Here is a 26,441-nt window from a genome sequence, read left to right as displayed (position 1 = left end):
CCACGCGGCGCAGGTAGCAGCTGGCATACGCCGTGCTACGACCATACGAGACTGAACGCGACGACGCGCCACCAGCGTTGTCCACCTTGCCGGGAGAAAGCCATGAGCGACCACGTGTATAAACAGATCGAATTGACCGGATCGTCGACGCAATCCATCCAGCACGCCATCGAAAACGCAATCGAGAAGGCGTCACGGACCTTGCGCAACCTGCATTGGTTTGAGGTCACCGACACGCGCGGCCATATCGAGAGCGGCAAGGTCATTCACTGGCAGGTCAGCCTCAAAGTCGGGCTGCGGATCGAGGACTGATCCACCGCTGCCGAACCGACGTGGTGCCGCTCACGCCGCCTGCCGCGGCCCCGTCGCATCCAGTGCGACGACGCGGTACCCATGCCCGTATAGCGGCTGAATCGCCCATCCGTTCTCGCCGTTGAGCGCGAGCTTCTTGCGCAGTTTGTAAATGTGCTGGTCCAGCGCGCCATCGACGCGTTTGTCAGAACCGGCCCATACCGTGCGCGCGATATGTTCACGGCTAACGTATTCGCCTTCGTTCGAGAACAGTATCCATGCGACTTCGAATTCGCGCGGCGTAAGCCGCACCTGTCTGTCCTGCAGCGATACGGTGCATGCGCCCCGATCCAGCCGGTACTCGCCACGCTGCAATACAGGCTCCAGACCGTCGCGCGCGCGCGCGTCGCGGCGATGACGCAGTATCGCGAGTTGCAGCCGGATCATTAAATCGCGCGCGTTGACCGGCGCCAACACGACGTCGTCGGCGCCCGACTCGAACACCGCCGTGCTGTCCGCCACGTCGCCTGCCACGCCAATCAGGATCACCGGCATCAGCAGCGCGCGATAGCAAAGCCGGCGCGCCAAGATGGGTTGCAATGGATCGACGCCTGCCGTCGCGTCGAGCAGCACCGCACTGAATGCATGGCGAGATACCGCACGGACCAGCGAGATGTCGTCGTCGAATTGGCGGCAGGCGATCCCATATTCCTGCAGCACAGCCCTCACACGCGCATGAAGCCCCACGTCCTGGACCAGCACTGCGACGGTCAAGCCCGCGGCACCCTCATCCAACAGGCACGTGGCGTTGGCCGGGACGCCCCGTTGCCCCGCGCGCGGTGACTGGAGCAGGTCACTATTTCGATCGGTGACACAAAACATAGTAGTCCATAAGGTGTTGACGTCTACCCACGTCGCACTGAACCACATCGACCCATTGCTGCGGGCAACGACTTACGCTAACATTTCATTATTCTTTCAACTTATTTCATTTATCTGACGGCGAAGCAACGATCGCTGTCCGATTCAGACTGCTAAAAGCAACGACCATGCCATTGGCGTCGAGCTGTCGTAAAAAACGAACTCTTGCAAACGTTTACGAGTTTCGGCATGCTCACATGCAAACGATGGCTTGAGACAGTTTTGACCCATGCAGCACCGCCGGCCGAGTGCCGGATGCACGCGCTTCGGACCGCCAGCCGCGATTGACGGGGCCGGCAAGGCGATTCATGGGCCTGGCACACAGTATCTCACGCATCGATACACTGATACATTCGCAAATGAAAGACGGGTGGCGGGATATGGGCCTCGAATGCCTGCGGGATACGAAGGAACAATCAGGCGCATGACGGCCGAAGGGTGGTGACTTCATGGCAAGGGATCCGAAAACCGCCCACGTAGACCGTGTGATCGATGCGGTCCGCAATGGCACGAGTGATTCTCCGGATACCAGCCCGCGGCTGCTGTCGTCGTGGCACAGGTCACTGCAACTGTATGGCATCGACCCGACATCGCCGGTATCGCCGCGGATCCTGACGGCGTACGAACTCAAGCAGATCCAGCAACAGGAAGAGGATTTCCTGCTCGCCTCCGGTCAATACCTATCACGCCTGCATGACACGCTGCGCAGCGCGGGCTACTGCGTGCTGCTGGCCAACGCGCAAGGCGTGACGGTGGACTACCGAGTCGATCCGCATTTACGCCGTCAGTACAAAGAGGTGGGACTGTACATTGGGTCCTGCTGGTCCGAGCGCGAGCAAGGCACTTGCGGCATCGGCAGCGCGCTCGCCGAATGCACGCCGATGACCGTGCATAAGGTCGAACATTTCCGTTCGCTGTTCACGACCCTCACGTGCACCGCCGCGCCGATTCTCGCGCCGGACGGCAAGCTGATCGGCGTTGTGGATGCGTCCGCGCTGCAGTCGCCCGATAGCGCGGACAGCCAGAGCATCGTTCATCAACTGGTACGGCATACCGCGCAGTTGATCGAGGATGGGTACTTCGTGAAGCAGACGGCGCAGTACTGGCTGTTGTTCGGTCACGGCAACCCGCACTTCGTCGAGGTGAATCCGGAAGTGCTGATTGCGTTCGATGAGCGTGGCGCCATTGTCGCGGCAAACCGCGAGGCCAAGCAGCGGTTTCCGATACTCGCGTCGGGCGCGCCCGCGCACCTGTCGATGCTGTTCGACGTGCGTGACGCGGACCTGTTTTCCATCGACGGGCTGCAACGAATGACTGCGCTGCGCTCGCATGCCACGAGCGATATGCTGTACGCGCGGATACGCGCGCCACAGGCAGGCATGTCGCCGTGGCAACCGTCGCCGCTAACCTTACCGGCCTCCCCTCGCGCGGCCGACGATACATCGGTGCGCTCGGCGCCGCCGTCGATGCGCGTATTTCTCGACAGCCGTGACCCGGTGATCGCGCGCAATGCGCGCATCGCATTACGTCTGTCGGGCGAACATCTACCCATCCTGATCCTGGGCGAAACAGGCGCCGGCAAGGAAATGTTCGCTAAAGCCATCCATGCGTCCGGCGAACGAAGCAAACAGCCCTTCATTGCGGTGAACTGCGGCGCCATTCCGGAATCGCTGATCGAGAGCGAGTTGTTCGGCTACGCGCCTGGCGCGTTCACCGGCGCGCGCTCGAAAGGCGCGCGCGGGCGCATCGCGCAAGCCGACGGCGGCACGCTGTTCCTCGATGAAATCGGCGACATGCCGATCGATCTGCAAACGCGGTTGCTACGCGTGCTCGCCGAAGGCGAGGTGTTGCCGTTGGGTGCCGATACGCCAGTGCAGGTCGACCTGAGCGTGATTTGCGCGACCCACCGCGACTTGGACGCGATGGTCGCTTCCGGGCAGTTCCGCGAGGATTTGTATTATCGGCTCAGCGGCGTCGTGCTGACGATGCCGGCGTTACGCGATCGAGCCGATATCGAAGATGTGATCGTCGCCGTATTTCAGGACGAGGCGCGGCGTGTGCCCCGCGCGCTCACGCTCGACAGCACGCTGCTCGCACGGCTGGCGCGCCACCCGTGGCCGGGCAACGTCCGGCAACTGCGCAACGTGCTGCGCTACGCGTGCCTGCTTTGCGATACGCAGCTGATCACGGCAGCGCACTTGCCGGCTGATGTCCGCACGCAGCTCGATACTCTGGCGCAATCACCGCATTCGCATCCACATCCGCCGCACGCAAGCGTAGCATGGCACGCTACGAATGGCGATGCAACGGGCGAGCGGTTCGGCAACACGCATGCCTACGATATGCTGGCCATCGAGCGGTCCAGGATCCTGGACGCACTGGCTGAGCATCGCTGGCATGCCACGCGCGCCGCGCGTGCATTGGGCATGTCGCGTGCCACACTGTATCGGCGACTGGCCAAGCTGGGCATCGCTCGCCCCCGCTTCGGCGAAGCCGGCTGACACAACACGCGCCTATGGTGCCGACGTGAAGCACCGCGGCGGCCTGACTTCGGCAACGCGCCGTCCACATCTTTCATCTACGCGTTGATCTGCGACAACGGCGGCGATGCCGAGCGAGCATCGCACGGGCACACCCTGGCGGTGGTCCTCCGCCAGGCGGCCGTGCGCCGCGGCGCTGCCCTCATCCGAACTGGCGTAGCACCTGTAGCAAGCGGCTCGCAGACGTATCCCAGCGATACTGCTGCGCATGAGCGCGACCCTTCTCGCGCATTGCGCGGCGCTGCTCAACGTCGCCCATCAACTCGACGATCTTCGCTGCAATGTCAGCTGCATCATGCGCGTCGCAGTAAAGTGCCGCGTCACCACACACTTCGGGCAACGACGCCTCACGCGAGGCGATTACCGGGCAGCCGCAGTACATCGCCTCGAGCGGCGGCAAGCCGAACCCTTCGTATAACGACGGAAACACGAAGCATGCCGCATTCTCGTACAACGCCTTAAGCTCACCATCGCTGACGTAACCGGCCCAGACGATGTGCTTGGCGACGCTGGCGGCGCGCGGCAACGATGAACCGAACACCTTCACGTTTTGCCCGCCGGCGATCACAAACGTGAGCCCCGGATGCTCGCGCTCGAGCAAGGCGATTGCTTCCAGCGTGCGTGCGAGATTCTTGCCCGGCGCCAGCGAACCGACGATTAGCACGAAACGGTCAAACGACAGGCTCAACCGCTGCAGCACGGCATAGTCGCTCTCGAGTCGATCAAAGTGGTCAACACCGGGCGGAATCACGGAAATGCGCTCGGGCGGCACGCCGAGCCGCGCAGCGATGCGCCCCTTCGAGAACGACGAGACCGTGATAATATGCTGCACGTTACGCTTGAGCAGCGCGAACGCGAAGCGATACCACAGGCGGAACTGGGTCGAGTAACCTTGCGGCAAGTCAAATACGGCAGCATCGTGGATCATCAAGACCTGGCGGCGCTTAAACAGCGGGCCGATGTTGCACAGGCTGAGCAGCGTGCGCGAGCCAGCGGCAAACGGCAGCGCGAGCTGCTCCCAGAGCATACCGCGCAGATACGGCACCACGTGCCGCGGCGTGGCGGCCGGCAGTTCACTGTCTATGTGGTCGCGGGGCACCAGCAGCAGCGGCGACGCAGCGAGTGTGCCGCACTGCTGCGATAACGCCGCGGTCAATTCGCGCGCCACGCGCTGTACGCCGGTGAGCCGCTGCGACGTGAACTTGCCGTTGATTGTGATGGGCGCCGGCGCGGCGCCGCCAGCGGCGGGCCGCACGCGCGGCGGCGAGACGGCCGCGAGCGGCGCGGCGCCACCATGCGAACACTTACGCTCAGGCTGCCGACGCATCGCCTTCCCGCGTATAAGCGTAGATGTACTCGTAACTGCGGCGGTCGCTGCGGCGCGCCGACATCCCGTTAAAGATCGCGCCGGCTATCTGGGCGCCGGCCCGGCCCAGGCGCTTGAGCGTTTCCTGCACTTCCAGTTCGGTCTGCGCGTTCTCCCGCATCACGAGCACCGTTGCGCCCGCGTAGCCGGCGACGATTGACGCATCGGCGACCGCCAGCACCGGCGGTGTATCGACCAACACCAAGTCATACCGTTCATTGAACTGCGTGAGTTGCTCCGCCATGCGCTCCATCGCCAACAGCTCTGACGGGTTGCCGGGACGTGCGCCGGCCGGCAGCAGCGACAGGTTGGCCACACTGGTCGGATGGATCGCCTGTTCCGGCGCCAATCCGTCGCCGAGTAGCTCGGCCAACCCCACCGTATCCGCCGCTAGTCCGAAATGCATGCCCAGCCGGCCACGGCGCAGATCCGCATCGACCAGCAATACGCGCTTGCCCGCTTGCGCGTACAGCAAAGCGAGATTGGCGGAAATAAAGCTCTTGCCGGTACTAGGCGTCGCGCCGGTCACCATCACGATCCGGTTCGTAGCACTGAGCAGTTTTGAGTTGAGCATCGTGCGAATGCCGCGCAGCGCTTCGGTCGCGACATCGTGTGGGCGCGTGGCCGCCAGCAGTCCGCCGGCGTGCGGACGCGGCTGATACCCGCCCGCTACTGCATCGGGCGACGCGACCAGCGCCGTCGCGCCGCGCGCGTCGCCATGCAGCGACGGCTCGCGTGCCCCGGGCAACACGGGCAGCGGCGGCGTGCGCGCCAGCCGCACCTGCTCGTCGCTGAACAATACCGCACCGAACACCGGCAGGCGCAGCTTGCTCTCGAGCTGCTCGGGCTCGCTGACCGATTGCGACAGATAGCGGCGTGATATCACATACAGCACGCCGAGCATCAGACCGAGCACGATCGCGGCCGAAATGATCAACGCGCGTCGCGGCTTGACCGGCGTGGAAGGTTGCACCGCGGTGTCGATCACATGCACGTTGCCTACCGTGCCGGCGCGCGACACGGACAGCTCGTGTGCCTTATTGACCATCGCTACGTAAATTTCCTCAGCCACCTTCGCATCACGCGCCAGATCGGCAGATTGCCGGTCAGCGCTTGGCAGCGAATCGAAACGCGACTCGAACTTGCCCTTGGCCGCACGCAACTGCGCCAGCTGCGCATCGACCGTCTTGACTTCAGGACTTTGCGGCGTAAACCGATCCAGCAGTTGAGTACGCTGCAGGTTCAGTGCGGCGATCTGGCGGTCGAATTCAATGCTGCCTTGCAGATAGCTCTGACTCTCGGTAGTCGCCTGCATCGAGCCGGATGCAACCCGATGCGACTGCAGTTGCGCCTCAGCTTGCTTCAGGTCGTCGCGCAGCCGCGGCAGCTCATTGTTGATGAACGCCAGCATCTTGCTCGCCTCTTCCTGCGTCTGCGTGACACGCGAGCCGATGTAATTCTGCGTCACCGCATTGGCCACCGCTGTGGCCAATGCCGGATCACCGTTCTCGTAGCTGATCTGCACGATGCCGGTTTCCTTGCCGATCTGCACGACCTTGAGCTGATTGATGAAGCGCCGTACCGCCGTCACTTCGTTCAAACGCTCGACTGTGAACGTCTCGCCGTCGCGCGCCGCCAGCCGTTCGACCAGCATCGATACCGGGCCGGCTTGCGCCAGTTGGCCCTCGACACCATTCACCAGCAGGTTGCCCCGTTCGTTCAGCAACTGATAACGCCGAGCGCCGAGCACCTTAAGCTCGAGCTTCTTGTCCTGCAACTCGCGCGGTACGTTCAGTTGGGCAATGTCCACCAGTTCGCCGCCCCATGCGTACTTAGACAGGCCAAACCACGCCCGCGACGGCTCGCCACGCGTGGCTAACGCGTCGGCGATCTTGCCCAGCACCGGAAACCGATGCGGCGTCACGAGCACGTCCAGCTTGTACTGAGCGATCACCGGTGCAAGGACCGCGCGGCTGGTGACGATCGCCATTTCGGTCTGCGTCGGCGGTTCATTCGGCGAGCTGTTGCTCTGGCTTGGCTGCTTGGTGACCAGGTCTGCCAACTCGTTTTGCTTGGGCACTTCGACCTGTACCAGCGTGTCTGCCGAATACAGCGGCGTGGCGAAGAACGCGTACGCGCTCGCCAGCGCCGTCATCACCGCCGCGATGCCGACCACAGCCCACAGGTTGTCAGTGATCACGCGAACCAGGTCTCGCGGTACGAGCCCCTCGCTTGCGCCCGACGGCGGCAAATAGCCCATGTCGATGTGTCGCGCTTCCATGTGAAATCCTCAGTTATCGCTCGTTGCCATAGATTCGAATCATGCCCAGGGTGTCTGCGTCGATCGATTGTTAGCGGTTGTGCGCCACCGACCAGACCAGATAGAACGATTCGGCCGAAGGCAGGATTTGTGCAAGCAGGCGGTTGAAGCGAGCAGCCGGTGCGGTGCCGACGTAGACCACGTCCAACGGCTTCATGTCGAACTCGGTGGCCAGCATCATGGCATCGACCTGTGTCATGTCCAGTCGGAAGATCTCCGGCTTGTTGTCGGCCGGCGCGTAGCTGGCCTTTTTAAAGCCCTCCTCCAGGCCATCCTGCCCATTGGAAATTTGCGTGAGCGGCGGATTGGGATGGCGGATCACGATGATCTGCCGTGGGTTCGCCCCGGCCGGATCAATACTGCCGGCTGCGGTCAGCGCGTCAGCCAATGTCAACTGGCCTTGGTTCATGAACACCGTCTGCGGCTTAGGTACCTCGCCCATTACAAACACGCGGTTCTGCGTCCGGTCCGGCACGTTCACGATGTCGCCGTTCTGCAACACGATGTTCTGCCGCATATCGCCCCGGTTCAGGATTCGCGTCGCATCGATCGTGATCACTTTACCGCCACGCGACACCAGCACCCGCTGCAAATCCGCGTCCGGATTACCACCGCCGGCACGATTGATCGCATCAATCACCCGCATCGGCGAGCCGGTCAGCGACAACTGCCCCGGATTTTTCACACCGCCAGTCACCTGTACTTGCTGGCTGCGATACTGGATCACGCGCACGTCAATCTGCGGGTTCTTTAGACGGCCCTTCAACCGGTTATACAACAGTCGCGAGATCTGCACCGTGCTCTGTCCCAGGACCCGCACGCGACCCAGCGACGGAAAGAAGATCGCGCCATCGGCGGCGACCCGTTGGCCCTGCGCGTCAAGCTCGCCCGGACCATTGGTGCTGAATGCGCTTTGCGGCTGCTGCTGGCCGGCCCCCAGGCTGCCCATGCCCTGCAGCGTGCCCGTGTCCGGCAGCGGAGCCGTCGCCGCATTGCCGCCTTGCGTCAGCTCCGGATGCCCCCATACGGTGATGCCCAGCACGTCGTTCACCCCGACCCGGTAGTCGCTTACCTCATCAGCCGGCATCGCGTGCAGGCTCGCTTCGCGCGCGCGCGCATCGGCCGCATCCGATTCTTTCAGCTTGAAGACGAGTTCCGGAGTGATCAGGTTCACGTCGTAGGTCGTCGTATCAGTCGGTTTGCTTAGATCGTCATGCATGCGGCTCGAGTCCAATGTCGGTCCCGGAGCCAACGCACAGCCGGACAATGCCACCGTCATGGCGACAGTCATCCACATGGGGCACTTCAACATCTTCGTTTCTCCTTTTTGCGCGGCTGGCCGGAGCAAACGCGCGACATGCGCGGCGGATGGCCTTGGGCGCAGATTTTCTTTCCACTTCGTCCAGCAGCAATGCGTCGGGCCACCGGGCCGACGCGCGGTACATCGATCGGTACGGCTCAAAATGCGTTACGGCCGACAAAACCCTTCACCAGCGTAATTAAGATAATCTTGATGTCGAACCAGAACGTCCAGTTTTGTATGTAGAACAAATCAAATTTGACTCTCGCTTCCATCTTTTCCACTTTGCGCGTCTCACCGCGGTAACCATTGACTTGAGCCCACCCGGTGATCCCCGGGCGGATGCGGTAGCGATACATGTAGCCGTCGATCAATTCCTTGTACAGGTCGTCGTGCTCGATCGCGTGCGGCCGCGGGCCAACCACCGACATTTGCCCCAGCAGTACGTTCAAAAATTGCGGCAGCTCGTCCAGCGACGTGCGGCGCAGGAACGCGCCGACTTTGGTGATGCGCGCGTCATGACGCGAAGCCTGGCGCACCACACCATGCTGCTCCTGGTGCACGCGCATCGTGCGGAATTTGAAGATCTCAAACTCCTGTCCATCAACGCCCTTGCGCTTTTGCTTGAATAGCACCGGGCCGGGAGACGAGAGCTTCACCGCGATGCCCAGCACAATGAACAGCGGCAACAAAGGCACCAGCACGGCTAAGGCGAACAACCGGTCAAACACCCGCTTGGGCCACAGTTGCGGGTCGGAAACCGGATTGGCCGCCAGGTTGATCGCCGGCATGCCTAACACCTCGGTGACCGACTGACTGAACAGCGTCATACTTCGCACGTCCGGCAAGAACCTCAGGTTGACGAAATCGTGGCGAAACTCACGCACGATGCGCTGAATCGCACGTTCATGCGACAACGGCAACGCAAGCCACATTTCATCGATCCCGCCGGCACGCACGATGCGAGCAAGTTGCGCGAAGTCCGTCAGTACCGGCACGCCGCCAATGCAAGCCGAAGGCGCCGTGCCGCTATCGTCGAACACATACACCGGCCGAAAACCCGCTTCCGACGCCGCATGCATCTGGTCGAGAACGGCGCGGCTATAGCTTTCGGTGCCGACGATGATCACCGAGCGTTGGTTCTTTCCGCTTTGCCGGACCTTGCGCAATACCACATGGATAAACAACTTGCCCGCGAGCAGCAACGCGCCGCAGGCCAACACCGCCGTACCCAGCCACAGGCGCGAGATGTCGTTGCTGCGATGCAGCGTGAAGATGAAACACAAGCCGAGCACGACCACCGCGGACCAAGCAAGTGTGACGCGTGACAACAATCGGTACAGTGTCTGCCCCCGCCACGAGCGGTAGATACCCAATGGCGGGAAGACCAGCAGCGTCAATGCACACGACAGCGCCACCAGCGAGCGCTCCGCGTCAGTCAGGTCGAATGAGCCGTTGTAGCGCAACGCATGCGCCAGCCATGCGCCCGCCGCAACGAGCAAGACGTCCGATAGCCTTGCAACGATTCCTAGCATTATGAATTTCTCCGCGCGAACGCTTAGGCGGGTTGCAGCACACGGACGTAGCCGAGCGTGCGCAGTGCACGTCCCTCGGCCGGCGCGTTCGTGCGCGAGCGCTCCAGCGCCACGACATCGGCGGCACGCGGCAACAGCCGATCAAATTCTCGGCGGATCATGCTGTAACATTCACAGGCACGCGCCTCGAGGCCCTGCCGGTCAAGCACGGTGATATGCCCTCGGCGTTGCCTGATCAAACCTGCTTCCTGCAGTTTGCCGGCCGCCTCGGTCACCCCCTCGCGACGTACCCCCAGCATGTTCGCAATCATCTGTTGGGTGACCGCCAGTTCATCCGTAGCCAAGCGGTCATGCGCAAGCAGGAGCCAACGACAGAGTTGCTCATTCACCGAATGGTGTCTGTTGCATAGCGCACTTTGAGCGATTTGCGTCATCAGCGCTTGAATGTACAACAGCATCAGTCGATGAATACCCATCGACCTTTCGAACTCCTTTCGGAATACGCTGGCAGGCACGCGGTATGCAAAACCGCTGCTGCGCACCTCGACACGGCTGGGCATCGTACCGCCGCCCGTGAGCACGGGTACCCCGACCACGCCCTCGTTGCCGATCGCCGCGACCTCGACCGTCGCGCCGTCCTCCATCAAATACAACATCGACATCACCGCCGTCGTTGGGAAATACATGTGGCGGATCGGCTCGTCGGCATCGCAAAGCAGTTGCGGGCTCTTGACGCGAACCAGCTCGAGGTGCGGCTCGAGCGATCGCCAGTCCTCCTCGCTCAAGGCGCCGAGCAAGTGGTTCACATGCAGATCCTCTCTGGGGTAGAGCATATTCGTGTTCCGGTTTGGCTATGCTGCGCAAACGCAGCGTGGTGTCCGTCGAATTTCGCTGATCACCATCCAAGGACAATTGCAACCGCTGCAATCTTTACCTTGACCTCGGATCCGCGGCCTGTTGAACGTTTTCTGTCACGTTGCCGTGTCGCCCTCTGAAGGGGACATAGCCTTGATTCAGCGAGTTGTGTGCCACTAGATCAGAAGTCCTTGATTAATAAAGATCTGCGCGTGACGGGCGCCGCCGCGACACCGCCGCGCCGCCCAAAAGCGTCGCATTTATGAACAGACTAGCTGCCGCGGGACACACCAGATGTTGCATTGCGCCATGAGCATGGCCCGGTTCAAAACGTGCGCTTTACCGCTTATCGCTTTCCTGCACGCGGGTTAAGACGCGTTCGGCATCACCAAACACCCCGTCGAGGCACCGGATCGACGCCTGAAAAGCGGCGTGATAAAACACGCAAAACTGTTTCAAATCTGAATTGCTAAGCTAGGGCCAGTCTATGTTCGCTACCCCACACTCCAATCGCAATCGATTGATTAGTCATAGTTTTTATTAATTTAGCGAAACGCATAAACTGTAACCCGCGGATCCGCGTAATAGTTACCGATAATGGTCTAGACGCCGCCATCTCGATCGTGATCCATGGCGTCGATGTAACACTATCGACATCGAATTTACAGTTTGAAACGCATGGACTGCGCGCGCGGCGGTGCATGCGCAACACCAGAGAGATTATTCGGGGAGAATATCGCTCGACGGCGTGACGTCGGAGGCGGAGGCGGAAGGAATTGCTGCATGACGGGGGGCCCCCAACCCAAGCGGCGCAGCGTACAAATCGCGCAGATGCCGCGCGACACTGACCTCCGTATCGTTGCGATAACCGTCTATGCCGCAGACCATCATCGCGTGATTGACCAGCGCCAGCGCGCTTCTCGATACGCCGGTCCTCAACATCTGCATTTCATCGACGAAGGCGCCATCGCGCGGCGGCAAGCCGTCCGGACCGCTGCTGGCCTGCTCCAGTGCACTGCCCAGATGCGCGCGCATCATCTGCAACAGCGCATTAGCTTCGGCCAGGCGCGCGGCACCAGGCATCAGCGCGTGCGCCGCCTCGCCCTGCCCTCTCGAGTAAGCCTGCGCGCGTTCCAATGCGCTGGCGGCGATGCCGACCCATACGGCGCTGTGCAGCAATTGGACAATCGCATGAAGGTTGCCTGTGCCATGGCGCGCCGTATGCAGAATCTGGCTCGACTCGCCCGTGACGACCACACAGAATTCGTCGCTGCACAATCCTCGCATGCCAAGCGCATCCCAGCTTTCGCGCCGCTCCAGCTTGTACTGTTCCTTGGACACGGCGATAAAGCCGTTTTCGCTCGCCGGCAGCAATAGAGCGTCCGCGTAAGCGCCATACGGGATCGTCGTGCCGTCGATCACCAGTGTGAATTGCCCCGCATGGTGCTGCAGCAATGCGGGCCTGGGCCCACTGGCGGTGCCCGCGGCCGGGGTCGCGTCGGCCATACCGGCAATGCCGAACAGCATTTGCTCGGCGCACAATCGCTGCAGCAATGCGCGACTGGCCTCATGCGCTTCGTGATGCAGCACGAGCCATGCGACGCTCGCCTGATGCATCGCGAACATCATCGCGCTGGATGCACAAGCGCGCGCCAGCACCTCGCAAATACCCGCAACGGTCTTGAGCGATGTTGCGGCTCCGCCCAGTGACGCCGGCACCAGCGATGACATCAAGCCTGCTTCACGCAACGCGCCCAGCGCCTCGGTGGGAAAGCGCGCGTCGCGATCCACATCGGTGGCATGTTCGGACGCGATGTACAGCAGCGGCTGCAGGTGGGCGTGTTCGGCCGAGGCCAGCCCGGACCATCGCCGTAAGCTCGTGCGGGCCACGCCGCCGGCCCTGGCCGGCATCGCCCGCGTTGGGCCTCGCGCGATCGCTACCGCTTTCTGCCGCCCGGGCGCCACCATCATGCGGCTGCCTCGTCGGACTGGAGCTGCTTGATGGCCTGGCTCAACGAAGCAACGCTCGTAAACAACTCGCGCGTGAGCCACTCGTCCGGAATTTCAACATTAAAGGCGTTCTCAATCGCCATCAGAATCTTGACGGTGGCCAGCGACGACATACCGGCATCGTACAGGCTGGCATCGTCGGACAGGGACGCGATGGGCACGTCCAGGTCGGCCCATTGGGCAAGGATTTCTCGCAGCTTGCTATTCATGGTGTCCCCAGGTACGGCCCGGCACCGCTACTCGGCGGCGGCAGAGCCTGCCTCTTAAAGATTCGTTAATAACCGAACCGATTTAATCCGTTGAGAGGCATTGCATTCAGTACGCTTGCGAACAAAGTCGCAGCGCCGCCGGCCTGGGGACCGGGGGCGCGCACGCCCGACGCGTATCAGCAGCCACAGCGCGTTAATTGCGCTGCAAGAGCCGAAGATCCTTGACGATGTCGTTCAATGCCTCGTCAAGCATCGTGCGGCGACCGCTGCCGGCAAGGTCGAAAACGCCGTGCCAGCTACGTTCGTCTGAATCGGGCAGCGTATCGGCGCCGGCATGCGGGCTGCCGGGAAGCCATGGATTGCGCCGATGCGCATGCAACGATGTGGCGTCAGCCCGCGCTGTCGTCGATGAACACGACCGGTGGGGATCGACATCGCGCGCCACCGACACGGCGCGCGACGGCCTCGGCCGGGTATTATCCTGGCCCTGGCGCGTGCGCATACCGTGCGCGAGCATCAGCCGGTACAGCGTGGCGCGGGACACGCCGAGTTCCTGCGCGGCACCGGCAAGCCGGTTCCGATGTCGCGCGAGCGCCCCTTCGATCGCGCGGCGCTCGGCGTCCTCGCGAGCGAGCGCCAGCGTCGGTGCCCGTTGCTCAAGGACATCCTCTAGCTCCAGGTCCTCGGGGGTGATCACCCGCCCCTCGGCCATCACGATCGCGCGGCGCACTCGATTGATCAACTCGCGCACGTTGCCCGGCCACGCATAACGATACATCGCGTTGAGCGCCGCCGCAGAGAAGCCGCGTATGTGCCTCGGGCTGTCGCCACGATAGCGCTCGAACATGCGCTGCGCAAGCAACTCGATGTCACGACCGCGGGCGCGCAACGGCGGCTCCTCGAGCCTGAGCACGCACAATCGATGATAGAGGTCTGAACGGAAGCGCCCCGCGCTCACCGCCGCCTCCAAGTCGACGTGCGTGGCAGAGACGATTCGCACATCCACCGAAATCGCATCGTGTCCGCCCAGGCGTTGTATCGTGCGCTCCTGCAGAAAGCGCAGCAGGCCCGCTTGGCTCTCAAGCGGAAGATCGCCAATCTCGTCTAGAAAAAGCGTACCGCCATTGGCCGCTTCGACGTAGCCGATCTTGCGCTGATTCGCGCCGGTAAACGCTCCCCGCTCGTAGCCGAACAGTTCGGATTGCAGCAGATGAGGCGGAATCGCACCGCAGTTGATTGCAACGAACGGCCCCGTTGCGCGAATCGACTGATCGTGGATCGACTTGGCCGTAAGCTCCTTGCCCGTGCCGGACTCTCCAAAAATTAACACTGGCGCGTCAGTATTGGCAACCTTGCCAATCACGCGGAACAATTGCTGCATCGCCTCGCAGGCGCCGATCATCTCACCTTGTGCACGCGGTGCGTCGTCCCCCGCGTCAAGCGTTGCCATCTGGTACGCGCGTGCGACCACATCTACCACTAATTGCGCGGGGCCCGGCATCGCCACGAAGTCAAAACAATGGCTGCGCACACATCGACGCACATGCGCCGCCGCCAATTGCGCGGCCGTAGGCGTGGCCACCCACATCATGTCCGGGCGCAGCAGCACTGGTTCGAACTGCGCGATTGCCTCATCAAAGCCGCTGCTGACATCAAAGATGCCCACGCGTGCGCCAGTGGTGTTCACCAGGCGCTCTGCCTGACGCGCCGTATCGCACGTCGCGACGCTCCATCCATGCCGGGCCAGCAACCGTTGTAGCGCACGGTCCGCTGACCGCGTCACATAGACGAGTTGCCGCCTGTGTCCGCTGTTCATTCACTCTGCCCCTTATCGATAGGATAGCGCGTGGCACCCTGTCCCGGCGAACCTGTACCTCGTTGAGCGTACAATTGCCCTGATCCCGCACACAACCCTATCTGAGTGACGGCCATGCCATCATCACGGACTGCGTACGAAAATTCAGCCCGTGACAAAAAGCGTTGCGTTGCGTCATGTCAATGCCCTCTTGGACGGGGCGACAAGCCAGGTTGGCGCACGGCCTACGGCACGCAGCGCCCCACGCTCGGACATCACCACCTCACATTGCCTATTGGCTGGCCCGAGCGGTACACGGCGCTCGCGCGTCCGATCGCTGAGACCGTCAGTCACCGATCCTGGCCTCTGCAAAGTTCTGTAAAAAGGCGCCGGTCTTACAAGCACCGCCGAAACAAAACCCATAGTAAGCGAGCACGACGTCATTATGGCGTCGAAGCGTTACGGACGCCGACGGTTTGTAAATCTTTGTATCTTCGCAGTCCCATGAAAATCCGGTATGGCATTGGCGCGTTCGTGCCGCAAAGACTCCATTTCGCGACACCTGCAATGGTCAGCTTCGTTTTTGCTATGCTTGCCCATCCATCCCGGGTTACCACTCGAAACATTTCTTTCCCCTGGCGTGTCTGATAGATCGTTTAGGCCGTCCGAATTAGGCAGCGGTTCACGGCGGGCAAGGAGAAACCGTGCGAAGCGAAGGCAACTCGCGCGAAGCAGCCCGCCTGTCAGCGTGCGTTCGCGTACAAACACTCGTGCCCCGCATCCGTAAAACCCTCGGTACGCGACGGGCGTGGCGTGCCGATAAAGAACGCCGCGATGAAAACGTTATATGACATCCTGGGGGTCACGCCTCACGCAACGCCAACCGAGTTAAAGGCGGCGTGGCGGCGTGCAGCGATGAAGTGGCATCCGGACCGCAATCGCGGGCGGGAACACTATGCGCAAGCGCAATTCCAGCGGATTAACGACGCATACGCCGCGTTGACCCACCCGTTACGCCGCGCCCAATACGATCTTGCACTGCATGCCGGCGTGCGCCGTATTGCGCCGCAGTCCCACGGCCGCCATCGACGAACATCGCGGTGGCGGTGGCGGTGGAGCAAGTGGATGCGCCTGTTTCTACGCAACGCACGCCGGGTGCCACACGCGCGTAGGGCCGCACGAGACGTGTCACGTTCGCACTGGATGGCCGGTATCGGTACCGCGATCGCCGCCGTCGTGCTGATTGCTGAGCTGAGCGTCGACGATGCGCCACTGCGCTCAAATTTCGTGCCCACGACCGGCGCTGCGGCGGCGACGTCCGAAGCCGACCCTGCGCTGGAAGAGATGCATACTGCGCTCGCACAATTGCGCGCGCTGGCGCGTACCGCGCGCGACGATACAGCCCCGGCGGGACGCGATCGTCATCCGCGCGCCAACGCTGAGGCGGCCACGCCGCCCGCCACCGCCCCGATCATGGCCAGCTCACCGTTGGTCGCCTCACGTGGCCGCGCCGCGGCAGGCTCACCACGGCACGAGCCCCGCGATCCCGCCTTGTCTGCGGCCCGTTCCATACGCGGCGGCACGGCTCAGCCTCGTACGTCGCCTGCCGGCCGCCAGCCACAACCGGCCTCGTTCGTGAGACCCGCCGCGTCGGCTCGCGCAACGCGCCGGCGCGGCCCGCCGAGGCATTCAGTTCGGCAACGAACATAAATGAGCAATTCGACAGGCAGCCTAACAGGCAATACGAGCCACGGCAGGCAACGATGGCAACGAAGATTGCCAGCTAGGCATGCCAATCATTACGGAAAGCCGGCCTTGCACTTGTGCGGCTGATGTGACGTTACACGGTGACGAAGCGTCAGGTGCTCGAGCGGCTAATCACACAAGCGTAGCCTGGCCCTGCAGAGCACATCATCCGTCATTTAGTAGTTTCGCTGACGTAATTTGTGGTCCCGGGGACCGGACTCGAACCGGCAAGCCGTGAAGCGGCGGATTTTCTTCACACCACGCCTTTCGGCGCCGCTGATCATCGCAATGACCGGCGTTCGTGCGCTGGACTATGCCTTCGCCATCGCGCGGCACCGCTCGTGTTACTGCGGTATCGCGCATTAGGCGCCCTCCGTCTAGTCTCTACACCTTCCTGCCAGGCCCAGCAGGCCCGACCGGCTTGGCTCGGCGTTGCCTCGGCTCATGCGCCAGGGGGTTCGCCGAATTTGAAGGGTTCTACATCGGCCGTTTCCGGCCGTGCACTCAAATTGTCAAGTCCGCTATGTTTACCAATTTCATCACCCCGGGAAAGGGCGGAGCGCATTCTACCATCTAGACGCGCAAGAAAAAAGTCATGCCCAACGATCCGCATCGCCGGGCATGGCTGCATTTTGATCTATTGCACAGCAGCGCCGTTGTGGCGACGCTGAAGCAATGACTGTTAACTGCATAATCAGGATGCCGCAACCACGACCACCTTGCAACATAGCAACACATCACGTATAAGACGAAGCTCAATGCTGCGCAGTCCGTGAAGAAGGCGCAAACCGCATTTGAAACGGCCAGTCTATCTTGTCCTACTAAGAATACAGCCTATGCTGGAAGCGGTTGACGCCGACAAGGCGAAGCTTGATGCGGCGTGTCCACTGCCGCCGCATACGGTCGCATCACTGCGCGAGAAGCTGATGCTGGAATGGACGTACCACTCGAACGCAATCGAAGGCAACACGCTAACATTGCGTGAGACGAAGGTGGTACTGGAAGGCATTACGGTGGGGGGCAAGTCGCTGCGCGAGCACTTCGAGGCCACGAACCATCGCGACGCTATTCTCTACGTCGAAGAGATCGTCGCGAAGAACGAGACGCTGTCTGAATGGCAGATTCGCAACCTTCACAGCCTAGTGCTGAAAGGGATCGATGGCAAAGAAGCCGGCCAATATCACCATGAGAACGTGGTGATCGCAGGCGCTAGTACAACGCCGCCGGACTTCCTGCATCTGCCGGCTGAAATGGCTGCGCTAATTGATTGGCACACGCAAGCTCAGACGGTGCATCCTGTCACGCGTGCAGCCGAGCTGCATACACGGTTTGTAAAAATCCACCCGTTTGTGGGCGGTAACGGCAGAACGGGCCGACTGCTGCTCAACTTTGAGTTGATGAAGTTTGGTTATCCACCTGCCGTTATCCGTAAAGAAGATCGCCTCGCTTACTACGACTCATTGGATGAGGCGTGCATGACAGGCAATTACAGCGGCATTACACAGTTGGTCGCTGCGTCGGTTCAGCGTGCTCTCGGCACATACCTCGACGTGCTCGGTCTGCGCGAGGATCACCGGCCCAACGATGAGCCGCCATTATCCGGGACATCGATACGTTCTATTTGATGCACATTGGCCGCTGCGCTTTGACGAGAGTCTTGATTTCGTGCTCACATGGCGCAAGCCGCGCAGGGTAACGCAGTCGCTGACGGTGCAATACGACCGCGTCATGTACCTGCTGGACGATACGCCGGAGCACCGAAAGCTGATCGATCAATACATCGACGTATAAGAATATACGGATGGCCGCATTGAGTTTCGAGCCAACGGCCATGTGTTGCCCAGCAGACAGTATATTCAAGCGCAACGCGACAGCAGCCGGATCGGTAAAGCGCCGTGCAACCGGTCGAGGCGCTCGCGTTGCCCGAGCATTTGGACGGGTGCGACGGCACCCATCGCGGCACGCGCGAGACTGCGCAGCTCGCCGCGCGCAACGATCTGGACGCCGTGCGCGCCTCCTCCATGGTAGCCGCTCCGCCTGTTCGCAGCGTCGAACACCTCTTTTAGGACATCAAGCATAGGACAATGCAGTACTGGCTGCCTTCTTAATGGCCTCCTTGGCAAGCTCTCGGGACGAATGTTCTATCACTCTTGTGCTAACCAAATCCATGACATATCCGCCCGCGGCGCTGATACCCTGCGCCCCCCATTCCAGCCACTCCCTAGCCCTAGCGTCAGGCACGGCCTCGATCAGTGCGGTGCCCACGCCACCAACGGCAGCCCCCGCCATACTGCCTGTCCACTCCAACGCTCCAGCAGATCCCGTTTTTGAGACAACGCTGTTGACAACCTTGTCCGCTACTGCGTTGGTGGACCAGGTAGGAAGATAGCCATCTGCATAGTGCTGGAGCGTGGCTTTCATCGCTTCACCCCCAGCCCATTTAAACGTATAACTCACGGCATTATCAGCATAACGTCCAGCCATCCCGCCTATATAAGCACCATATCCTGCATTTTCCCCGACGTTCGCACTCCCTTCTACGCCGGTTATGAAGCCACCCACGCCTCCCCACGTAGCGGCCGAGACTTCCATTGCAGTGCTGATTTGTTTACCTGCGAGAAGATCAACCGTTCCAACCGCGGTACCAGCGGCATTCGCCCCTCCCATGCCCCGATCGGGATTATCGATCAATCCGCCTGCCAAACCTGAGACAGCACCTACTCCAGTCGCCGTCGCGATGCCTTGAACCCTCGCTCCATTGGCAGTCGCAGCAAGCGCTGCCACACCACCGCCCGCGGCCGCATGCGCTTTTGGGGATTTTCCTTTTTTCAGCCAGTCGCGCGCGCCCCCTGCAACAGACTCCGTGATTTTGCTTGTGTTGTATCCTAACAGCGCACCCACACCAAAACCGATCGCCGCGACAGCTGCAATGACACCGATTCCAGCACCCAAGGTTGTCGCAGCAGTAATGGCGAGGCCAGCGACAACCAGTCCTCCTATCAGAGTTCGCGCAATAGTGTGCCCCCGTTTTAGTGAGCTTCCTAATCCCTCTCCTTTTTTCCTGGAAAGAAACGTCGAGGCCCAGAATATATGTTTATTTCTATTTTGGCTTTTTGCACCTTCATTATCTACGTAAGTTATCGGATTATTCTGTGTCATCCGATATAGATTCGTACCATCCACGACGCCCGTCGGATCGGGACTCATCCAACGCTGCAACCATGGCGCGTAATAGCGCAAACCATAATAGTACAATCCCGTTGCATCTCGCTCCTTGCCCGAGTAGCGTACAGTTTTATATTTCGCCTCGACCTCGCTTTTTGCCGCCCACACGGCCGTGCCGCCATAGGGGTAATACTCTTCATATGTCAACAGCTGCGCCTCACTATCGAGCTCCAGCGTGCTGGAACTCAGGTGATCATCCAAGCTGTAGCGCTGTTGATCAGGAGCGATCTGCTCCGGTTTTCCCGTTTCCCAATGCATCACGCGCAGCGCAATGCCGCCCGCATCCACAACGATCACCTGCATCGCTTCGGTAACATTGGCCTGCGCAGGATTGCCCGTACTGGCCTGCCGATGCTCGCGCCACTCCAGCCCCGGCAGATAGCGCACGTCTTCGGTATGCTGCTGAGAGCCCGCCAGCCAGCGGCGCACCTTGCGCGCGCGTTGGCCCGCGCTGTTGTATGCGTAGCGCTCGTCGTCATCATTGCTCTCGCCGCGTTCGACTTGCACGGCACGGCTCAGCTGAGCGCACGCATTCCAGTCTACCGGCTGGCCCGACTGCAATTGCGTCAAATTACCATGCTTATCGAAATACTGATCCACTTGATCAGGGTGTTCGGTCCAATTGCGCGGCACCGCGCGGTTCGCGCCAGTTGCCACGGTCATCTCCAGCGTATAGTTTTGCGCGCCCGCATGTTGCATTCGGTGTAGGTTACCGCTCGCATCATAAGCATAATGACGCGTGTATTTCACCCGTTGTGTGGCATCCAGGCTTTGCCACGGCGGCAACGCGGCACTTTGCTGACCTGCCTGAGCACTCTCGCGGCCGCTGGCCTGGATGAGTTGATACAGTGCGTCGTACCGGTAATCGCTCGCCGCTTCGACCCGCTGGTTGCGCGTATAACGCACTGGCTGGGCCGCGTCTTCGATCCGTGTGATATTGCCCACCTGATCGTACGTGTAGCTTAGATCTTGCAACGTGGCGCTATCGTGCTCGCGTCGTGTGCATAAGCGCGCCAGCCGTTGGGTGCGTGGCTCATACGCGTAGGTACGCACCACGCCATTCCTGGCGCGTATCTGCAACGGTTGGCTGTTTGCGTTATACGTAAAATGCGACGCGACACAGTGCTCATCTTGGTTAGCGAGTTGCAGCCACACGGCCTGAAGCTGGCCGGCGATATCCGCCTCATAACGTCGGCGATGCCCGCCGGCATCGGTGTGCGTGCGCGTCTCGCCCAATGCGTTATAAGTCCAGTAGGTCGTATAGTGCTTGGACTCAAGCAGATCACGCTGCTCATCGTCGTCTTCGGGCCAATCGGGCGCATCAGCGATCGCTAAAAAGCCGCGCGTCTCGCTCAGCGGCGGGCCACTGACGCTGTAACTGCCGATTATGGTGAGGCCAGCGGGATCCGCATGGCGGATCAATTGGCCGCGGCAATTGTAGCGCGCATCGCTATCCGGCGCCCCATAGCCAAACCGTTCGCGACAGGCTTCATTTTCAGCATCGGCAGGCTGCTCGAACCGCGCACTCGGACGGCCTAGGTTATCGTATGTCCACCGCTGCCGATGTCCGTTGCCGGTCGCCGTCCACACGGTCAACCCACGCGCATCGTACAGTTGCAGTTGCGCGCCCGCATCAACGCTGTCGGTACGCAATAGTTGACCGGACAGTGTGCGCAGGTAACTAAAATTGCATTTGCCTTGCGCGCCGAGCCGCGGATCGGCGCTACTCACGAGCGCACCACTCGCATCGAATGTATGGCAGGTCACCAGAACCTGTCGCCCGTCCTCCTCGGCCACACGGTTGTATTGCACGTCCCGCACCGTCAAGCCCCGATTATCGCGTACCTGTATCGTTGGTGTGTCGTGATATAAAGGGTTGTCCGACGTGTCGTTTTCGTCCTCGTGTGCGTCGAACCAAACACCAAACTCGCTATACCGCTGATGGCCAGCCGCGGTGTGCACCCGCGTATTACGGCCCAACGGATCGTAATAAAATGTGTCATGGGGCACGAACTGCCGCAGCGACGCATCGTTCAAATAGCGGGGCGTATCCACAAAATACGGTTGATACACGCGCACAGCCAGTCCCTTATTGTTGTACTCGACGCGGCCCGAGACCGCCCAACGCGTCTGCGTCTCCTGGCTCACTGGCTGTCCTGCTTCGAGCGCCAAATTGCCGTGCGCATCGGTCGTCCATGCGGGGCCTGAAGCAACACGTTGCTTGGCTTGCCGCGCGCGGCCAAAGCCATCGGTAAACGCGACCGTGCAGCGGATCTGCCGCGCATCATCCAGATAACTGTCGTGCATGAAGCTCGCTGTATGCACCGGTGTACGAGACGCGCCATTGAGCAGTGCTTGAATCTGAACCCAACGCTCGGGAGACAGGCCGGGGGGCGTGGCAGTCAACCATCGCCAACGCGCGCGGATTTGACCGCCGGGCGTGAACAGCCCCTGTTGATACAGCGTAGCTTGTTCAGCTTCGCTCAGTGCGTCAGCCCCAAGCTGGCCCATCCAGCTGAACAGCGCATCGTAGCAGACGCTGGCCGCGTGCTGGATCGCGCCGGCGGGTGCGGCCAGTGCTGCATCGAGCGTCGTGACGTCGGTGCGATAGTCACTCACCGGTGCAAAGCCGACCGTGTCATCACCTTGCGTGCCATAAAAGCTCGACACGCGCAATCGGCCAAGCGGATCGTACGCGACTTCATGCCGGTTCTCGTTCGCATCGGTCACGCGCATCGGCTGCAGCTGCCGATAATCATAGTCGGCCTGGGTGACATGGCCCAACGCGTCCGTGATGCATGTCACACAGTAGCCGGAAGCATCGTATTCGAGCCGCGTTTGAGCGCCGAACGCATCGGTCTGGTGGCTGAGCCGATAAAAGTCGCTTGCCCCAAAATAATGCGCGCGCGGCGACTCGATCCAGTAATAGTCGTTGCTGTCTTCGTTGAACTTCCGATATTTCGCTTGCGTCATCCATTGATCAATGTCACTAGGCGATGGCAAGTCTTTGCAGGCTTGCTTTAACTGATCCAGCGTCACCTCAGCTTGACATGTACCAGCGAGCAACCCTTCGAGTGTCGCCTGACCGAATGGCAGCTCGGCATCTTCCGCATCGACATAGGCAAAGCGTTGCCAGCCGATTAACTCGCACGGTGCCGTCTCAAGTCTGCCGTCGGTCAGCCGCTCGTAGCCGAGCCATTCATCCTCGCTGGCTTGCGGCTCCAACACCACTGTTTGAGTCTCGCATGGCAGTCCCAGCCGCCAGTGGTCGGGATCCTGGTCCAAGTGAATCAGCCGTTGCTCAGTGCGCGTCACACGCAATATTTGTTGTTGGGGGTCGTTATACTCTTCCGATGTGGCAGTATTCGCGCGACGCGGATAGTGGACGGTGGCGGAGCAGGTCGGATGGCCATACCGATCCGCGGCCAGCAGCACCTGGTGCGCGCTCATCGGGTCATCCGGCGTACGCTCGTACTGCATGCTGAACTGCTCGAGTTGCATCGGCAACAATACACGCGCGCCGGATGTGTCCGGTACCTCGCGCACCTGGTAACGGTACTCGGTCACCGTATAGGGATGCAGGGCTTCGGGCGTGCTATCAACGCCATACACCTCCTCGCGCATCACACGCCCGTGCAATGCGCGACGCATCGCGCGTAACTGTTCTGCATCGGGGCGCGTGATCGGCTGATCGTCGCAATCGACCCAACGAGTATCGGCCAATGACGGCGCTTTGTCGTCCTTCGTGTAGTAGTCGGCTCGATAGCCGTCGTCTTGAGCAGCACCGACCCTAAACCATGTCTTCGTGAGCACCGGCGCGGTAAGCGTGTCGTCGTCGTTATGGTTTGATACATTGTGCTCGGTATCCCACTGTTCGAGGTAACCGAAGCCTGCAAACTCGCGCTCGTGTCCGTCGTAAAAACCGTGCCGATACGTATAGCGTTGTATCAACGTATTGCCGGTGATCTCATCGATTTGCGTGAGCTGCGAGATAAGCTGCACGGGAAATGGCAGATGGCTGACGGCATCGGGCATCGCCTGCTTCTCGTCGAGCCACACCTGCGCGGAGCTGCGATACGTGAGCTGCATGGCCAGTCCACGGTTATTGTTCACACGCTCGAGCAAATACGGCTTTTTACCGCCCACAAAATCCACGATCCAATGCCGCGGCGTGGGATGGGGCACGGTCAGCACCAGTGCCGCACAGCCGGTGCCATGTACGTCCGCGAAGCTGACTTGACAGGTGTCGTCATAGTGTACGCCATCGGGCCAAGCCAGATCGACAGGGGGAGCAAAGCCATTCCCCCCCTGATTCCGGCATACTCGGAAACGATTGCTCTCCAGATAAATCAGATCGGCCGCACCCGAGCCGTCCAGATCGGCCAGCCGCACCCGGGCTGGGTGAAAAGTGCGCGCCTCGAACGGCAATGTCGCTAACGTGATTGGTGCGCCAAACCGCCCGCGTCCCAGATTCGGCCAACACACCACTGCGTCGTGACGTATCCGTACCAGGTGTGACTGGCCCGAGCCGAGCACATCACTGAACGCAACCAGTTCATTGGAGACGCTCGCCCCGCTGGGCAATCGATCGGGCTCATGTGCCACGTCTTTGGGCCCAGCAAAACCGGCCTCACGCCGGTTCGCGTACAGCCGCACGCTTTTGGGGCCAATCAGCGCCAAATCTGGCAGCCCCGCACCGATCAGATCGGCCAGTTGCGCGTCCGGGTGCAAAAACTCGGTCGGAAACGCATCAAACGGCACGAACGCTTGCCACTGCTTGTCCGGGCCCAACGAGAAAAAGCCCGCAAGCCCCGGTTGCGCGATCACCCAATCGAGCTGGCCGTCGCCGGTCAAATCCATCAGCGCAGATCGACTTGACGGACCCAGACCTCCTGCAGGCAGTTGCGGCAACGGCTGCCACGCATCGTACGTGATCGCGTCTTCGCCGTTTTCAGCGCGCACTGGCGCACGATACCAGTAGCTTACACCATCGCGGTACAGCACGCCCGGCACGCCTTCACCATACAGATCGACCAGTTGATACAGGGCACCATCATTAAGCCCCGCGAGCGGCTCAAACGGCTTAAACTGCCCTTGATCCGGTGCAAAGGCACCAAAACCAAGCTCGACGGGCGGCAAACTGACCGCCACCGGATCCGGCTTGTCGCTCGCCGGATCCGGCCCATAGCCGGTCACCCACGCGGCGCGCAGGCGGCTCAGTACCGGCTCTTCATCGTATTCAAAAGCCAGACGCCGCACCAATACCGGCTTTTCCCCTAGCGCATCGAAGCGGTGAAACATCAGCACCTGCCGGCACAGCCGATGCGTGCGCACTTCAAAGCCGCTCGCATAGTCGGAGAACGGGTCTAAGCGGGCTCGCCAGTCATGCTCTCCCTCATAGGTGGGCGTGGCTTCGATGCACAATGCATGTTCACCGTAGTCGAACACCAACTCGAAATGCCAGTCGGTGGGCACCGGCGTGCCGCTGATCAGATACAAGTCGCGACAAGCTTGACGATTGCCATAGCACGCGCGCTTGAGATACCGCTGTGCGCACCGCTCGCGCGACTGCTCGACGGCGTCGCTGAGCTGAACACCCGCATCATCTTCGCTCTTGTAGTCATAATACACATGCTCACCGTGCGGGGTGACGCTCTCTTCAAGCCACCAGCGTGCGATGCGCTTGGGTGCGGCCGGATCGGCCACGCGCGCCGCCGGGGTATAGCCGAACACGTGTTGGGTGCCATCGGCCGCTGCCACACGCCAAAAAACAAAAGTATCGTCATTTTGCGCCTGCCAGTACTCGAGCCGATCAAAGCGGCCCTCGACGCGCGGCATAAACCGCGTGACTTGAAAACTGCGCCCGTTCAACGTCTGCGTGGCTGCGTCATCAACCCGCACCAGCACTTCGCCACTTGCATCGACGAATTCGTCCGACTCCGTGTAGCGTGGCACACCTGTCGCGGTGCGTCGGCTAATGCTGGGCACGCTCAGTGTCATCCCAAGCCCAAACGCGCCGTTGCCCGCGCCGCTGTGGTAGGTAAGCGTGAGCGCTGGCGTGACCGTGCCGGCATCGGTGAGCGGCAGCGGCAGACTTAAAGACGCGGTACCACTGACGCCCCCGGCGCTGATTGTCTCGCCAAGGCCCTGAATCGCGCCACCGCCTTTGGGCAGCGACAGCGATGGCAGCCCAACTGCGGGGGATGCGGTTGTCTCAGTGCGTGTGGCCATGTCCATCGCGTTATCCTTTGGTCAATGCAGTTTTAAGCGAACCGCGTTTGAGTTGGGCGTTATCAAGCGTTCAAGCCACGCCTGCTTCCCATGCAAA

General features: G+C 61.2%; 14 protein-coding genes and 2 pseudogenes. 5 read left to right on the top strand and 11 right to left on the bottom strand.

Annotation, left to right across the window (positions count from 1 at the left end):
- Positions 1-102 precede the first annotated feature (102 nt).
- Entirely contained in the window at positions 103-312 is a 210-nt protein-coding gene (locus tag KPG66_RS14930) for a dodecin (RefSeq protein WP_041754685.1), read from the top strand.
- Between the two features lie 30 nt (positions 313-342).
- On the opposite strand, the gene KPG66_RS14925 is transcribed toward KPG66_RS14930, so the two are convergent.
- Positions 343-1,173, bottom strand: a complete 831-nt coding sequence (locus tag KPG66_RS14925; protein WP_237071310.1) for a response regulator transcription factor — start codon at positions 1,171-1,173, stop codon at positions 343-345.
- A gap of 488 nt (positions 1,174-1,661) precedes the next feature.
- Here KPG66_RS14925 and KPG66_RS14920 point away from each other — a divergent pair, with 488 nt between their 5' ends.
- Positions 1,662-3,713, top strand: a complete 2,052-nt coding sequence (locus tag KPG66_RS14920; RefSeq protein ID WP_237071309.1) for a sigma-54-dependent Fis family transcriptional regulator — start codon at positions 1,662-1,664, stop codon at positions 3,711-3,713.
- Positions 3,714-3,894: 181 nt separating this feature from the next.
- On the opposite strand, the gene KPG66_RS14915 is transcribed toward KPG66_RS14920, so the two are convergent.
- The 8 genes and pseudogenes from KPG66_RS14915 to KPG66_RS14880 form a co-directional block, all read right to left on the bottom strand.
- A complete protein-coding gene (locus KPG66_RS14915) occupies positions 3,895-5,079 on the bottom strand; it encodes a glycosyltransferase family 4 protein (protein ID WP_237071308.1) in 1,185 nt (394 codons plus the stop codon).
- A complete protein-coding gene (locus KPG66_RS14910; protein WP_237071307.1) occupies positions 5,063-7,399 on the bottom strand; it encodes a polysaccharide biosynthesis tyrosine autokinase in 2,337 nt (778 codons plus the stop codon). The genes KPG66_RS14915 and KPG66_RS14910 overlap by 17 nt, the downstream gene beginning before the upstream one ends.
- Positions 7,400-7,469: 70 nt before the next feature.
- The gene (locus KPG66_RS14905; RefSeq protein ID WP_237071306.1) at positions 7,470-8,750 is read right to left on the bottom strand and encodes a polysaccharide biosynthesis/export family protein; all 1,281 of its coding nucleotides are present in this window, start codon (positions 8,748-8,750) and stop codon (positions 7,470-7,472) included.
- A 146-nt stretch (positions 8,751-8,896) separates the two neighbouring features.
- Positions 8,897-10,273: an undecaprenyl-phosphate glucose phosphotransferase gene (locus KPG66_RS14900; RefSeq protein ID WP_237071305.1), complete on the bottom strand. Its 1,377-nt coding sequence runs from the start codon at positions 10,271-10,273 to the stop codon at positions 8,897-8,899.
- 23 nt (positions 10,274-10,296) lie between these two features.
- Entirely contained in the window at positions 10,297-11,106 is an 810-nt protein-coding gene (locus KPG66_RS14895; protein WP_237071304.1) for a Crp/Fnr family transcriptional regulator, read from the bottom strand.
- A gap of 742 nt (positions 11,107-11,848) precedes the next feature.
- Positions 11,849-13,099, bottom strand: a complete 1,251-nt coding sequence (locus KPG66_RS14890) for an acyl-CoA dehydrogenase family protein (RefSeq protein ID WP_237071303.1) — start codon at positions 13,097-13,099, stop codon at positions 11,849-11,851.
- Entirely contained in the window at positions 13,096-13,347 is a 252-nt protein-coding gene (locus KPG66_RS14885) for an acyl carrier protein (protein ID WP_237071302.1), read from the bottom strand. Before KPG66_RS14885 ends, KPG66_RS14890 begins: the two co-directional genes overlap by 4 nt.
- A gap of 442 nt (positions 13,348-13,789) precedes the next feature.
- A pseudogene (locus KPG66_RS14880) lies at positions 13,790-15,163 on the bottom strand (sigma 54-interacting transcriptional regulator); the annotation flags it as partial.
- A gap of 813 nt (positions 15,164-15,976) precedes the next feature.
- Here KPG66_RS14880 and KPG66_RS14875 point away from each other — a divergent pair.
- The 3 genes and pseudogenes from KPG66_RS14875 to KPG66_RS14865 all read left to right on the top strand — a co-directional run.
- Positions 15,977-16,852, top strand: a complete 876-nt coding sequence (locus KPG66_RS14875) for a J domain-containing protein (protein WP_237071300.1) — start codon at positions 15,977-15,979, stop codon at positions 16,850-16,852.
- An 872-nt stretch (positions 16,853-17,724) separates the two neighbouring features.
- Positions 17,725-18,513 (top strand): Fic family protein, encoded by a 789-nt coding sequence (locus KPG66_RS14870; RefSeq protein WP_237071299.1) that lies wholly within the window; start codon positions 17,725-17,727, stop codon positions 18,511-18,513.
- Positions 18,509-18,784 (top strand): annotated as a pseudogene (locus KPG66_RS14865) (ISNCY family transposase); the annotation flags it as partial. The gene KPG66_RS14870 and the pseudogene KPG66_RS14865, both read left to right, overlap by 5 nt.
- Here the strand turns inward: KPG66_RS14865 and KPG66_RS14860 are convergent.
- Complete coding sequence (locus tag KPG66_RS14860; protein ID WP_237071353.1) at positions 18,745-18,966, bottom strand: hypothetical protein; 222 nt, start codon at positions 18,964-18,966, stop codon at positions 18,745-18,747. The pseudogene KPG66_RS14865 and the gene KPG66_RS14860 overlap by 40 nt on opposite strands.
- The gene (locus tag KPG66_RS14855; RefSeq protein WP_237071298.1) at positions 18,959-26,350 is read right to left on the bottom strand and encodes a SpvB/TcaC N-terminal domain-containing protein; all 7,392 of its coding nucleotides are present in this window, start codon (positions 26,348-26,350) and stop codon (positions 18,959-18,961) included. The genes KPG66_RS14860 and KPG66_RS14855 overlap by 8 nt, the downstream gene beginning before the upstream one ends.
- Positions 26,351-26,441 lie beyond the last annotated feature (91 nt).

This window comes from Mycetohabitans sp. B2 (assembly GCF_021733735.1).
In the GTDB taxonomy this organism is placed as follows: domain Bacteria; phylum Pseudomonadota; class Gammaproteobacteria; order Burkholderiales; family Burkholderiaceae; genus Mycetohabitans; species Mycetohabitans rhizoxinica.
The sequence above is the reverse complement of the archived record's forward strand: the minus strand, read 5'-3'. Positions and strand labels throughout refer to the sequence as shown.

Excerpts from the sequence above, each read along its gene's own strand:
- KPG66_RS14930 (WP_041754685.1), top strand. The coding sequence starts at position 103 with ATGAGCGACCACGTGTATAAACAGATCGAATTGACCGGATCGTCGACG.
- KPG66_RS14925 (WP_237071310.1), bottom strand. The coding sequence starts at position 1,173 with ATGTTTTGTGTCACCGATCGAAATAGTGACCTGCTCCAGTCACCGCGC.
- KPG66_RS14920 (WP_237071309.1), top strand. The coding sequence starts at position 1,662 with ATGGCAAGGGATCCGAAAACCGCCCACGTAGACCGTGTGATCGATGCG.
- KPG66_RS14915 (WP_237071308.1), bottom strand. The coding sequence starts at position 5,079 with ATGCGTCGGCAGCCTGAGCGTAAGTGTTCGCATGGTGGCGCCGCGCCG.
- KPG66_RS14910 (WP_237071307.1), bottom strand. The coding sequence starts at position 7,399 with ATGGAAGCGCGACACATCGACATGGGCTATTTGCCGCCGTCGGGCGCA.
- KPG66_RS14905 (WP_237071306.1), bottom strand. The coding sequence starts at position 8,750 with ATGTTGAAGTGCCCCATGTGGATGACTGTCGCCATGACGGTGGCATTG.
- KPG66_RS14900 (WP_237071305.1), bottom strand. The coding sequence starts at position 10,273 with ATGCTAGGAATCGTTGCAAGGCTATCGGACGTCTTGCTCGTTGCGGCG.
- KPG66_RS14895 (WP_237071304.1), bottom strand. The coding sequence starts at position 11,106 with ATGCTCTACCCCAGAGAGGATCTGCATGTGAACCACTTGCTCGGCGCC.
- KPG66_RS14890 (WP_237071303.1), bottom strand. The coding sequence starts at position 13,099 with ATGATGGTGGCGCCCGGGCGGCAGAAAGCGGTAGCGATCGCGCGAGGC.
- KPG66_RS14885 (WP_237071302.1), bottom strand. The coding sequence starts at position 13,347 with ATGAATAGCAAGCTGCGAGAAATCCTTGCCCAATGGGCCGACCTGGAC.
- KPG66_RS14875 (WP_237071300.1), top strand. The coding sequence starts at position 15,977 with ATGAAAACGTTATATGACATCCTGGGGGTCACGCCTCACGCAACGCCA.
- KPG66_RS14870 (WP_237071299.1), top strand. The coding sequence starts at position 17,725 with ATGCTGGAAGCGGTTGACGCCGACAAGGCGAAGCTTGATGCGGCGTGT.
- KPG66_RS14860 (WP_237071353.1), bottom strand. The coding sequence starts at position 18,966 with ATGCTTGATGTCCTAAAAGAGGTGTTCGACGCTGCGAACAGGCGGAGC.
- KPG66_RS14855 (WP_237071298.1), bottom strand. The coding sequence starts at position 26,350 with ATGGACATGGCCACACGCACTGAGACAACCGCATCCCCCGCAGTTGGG.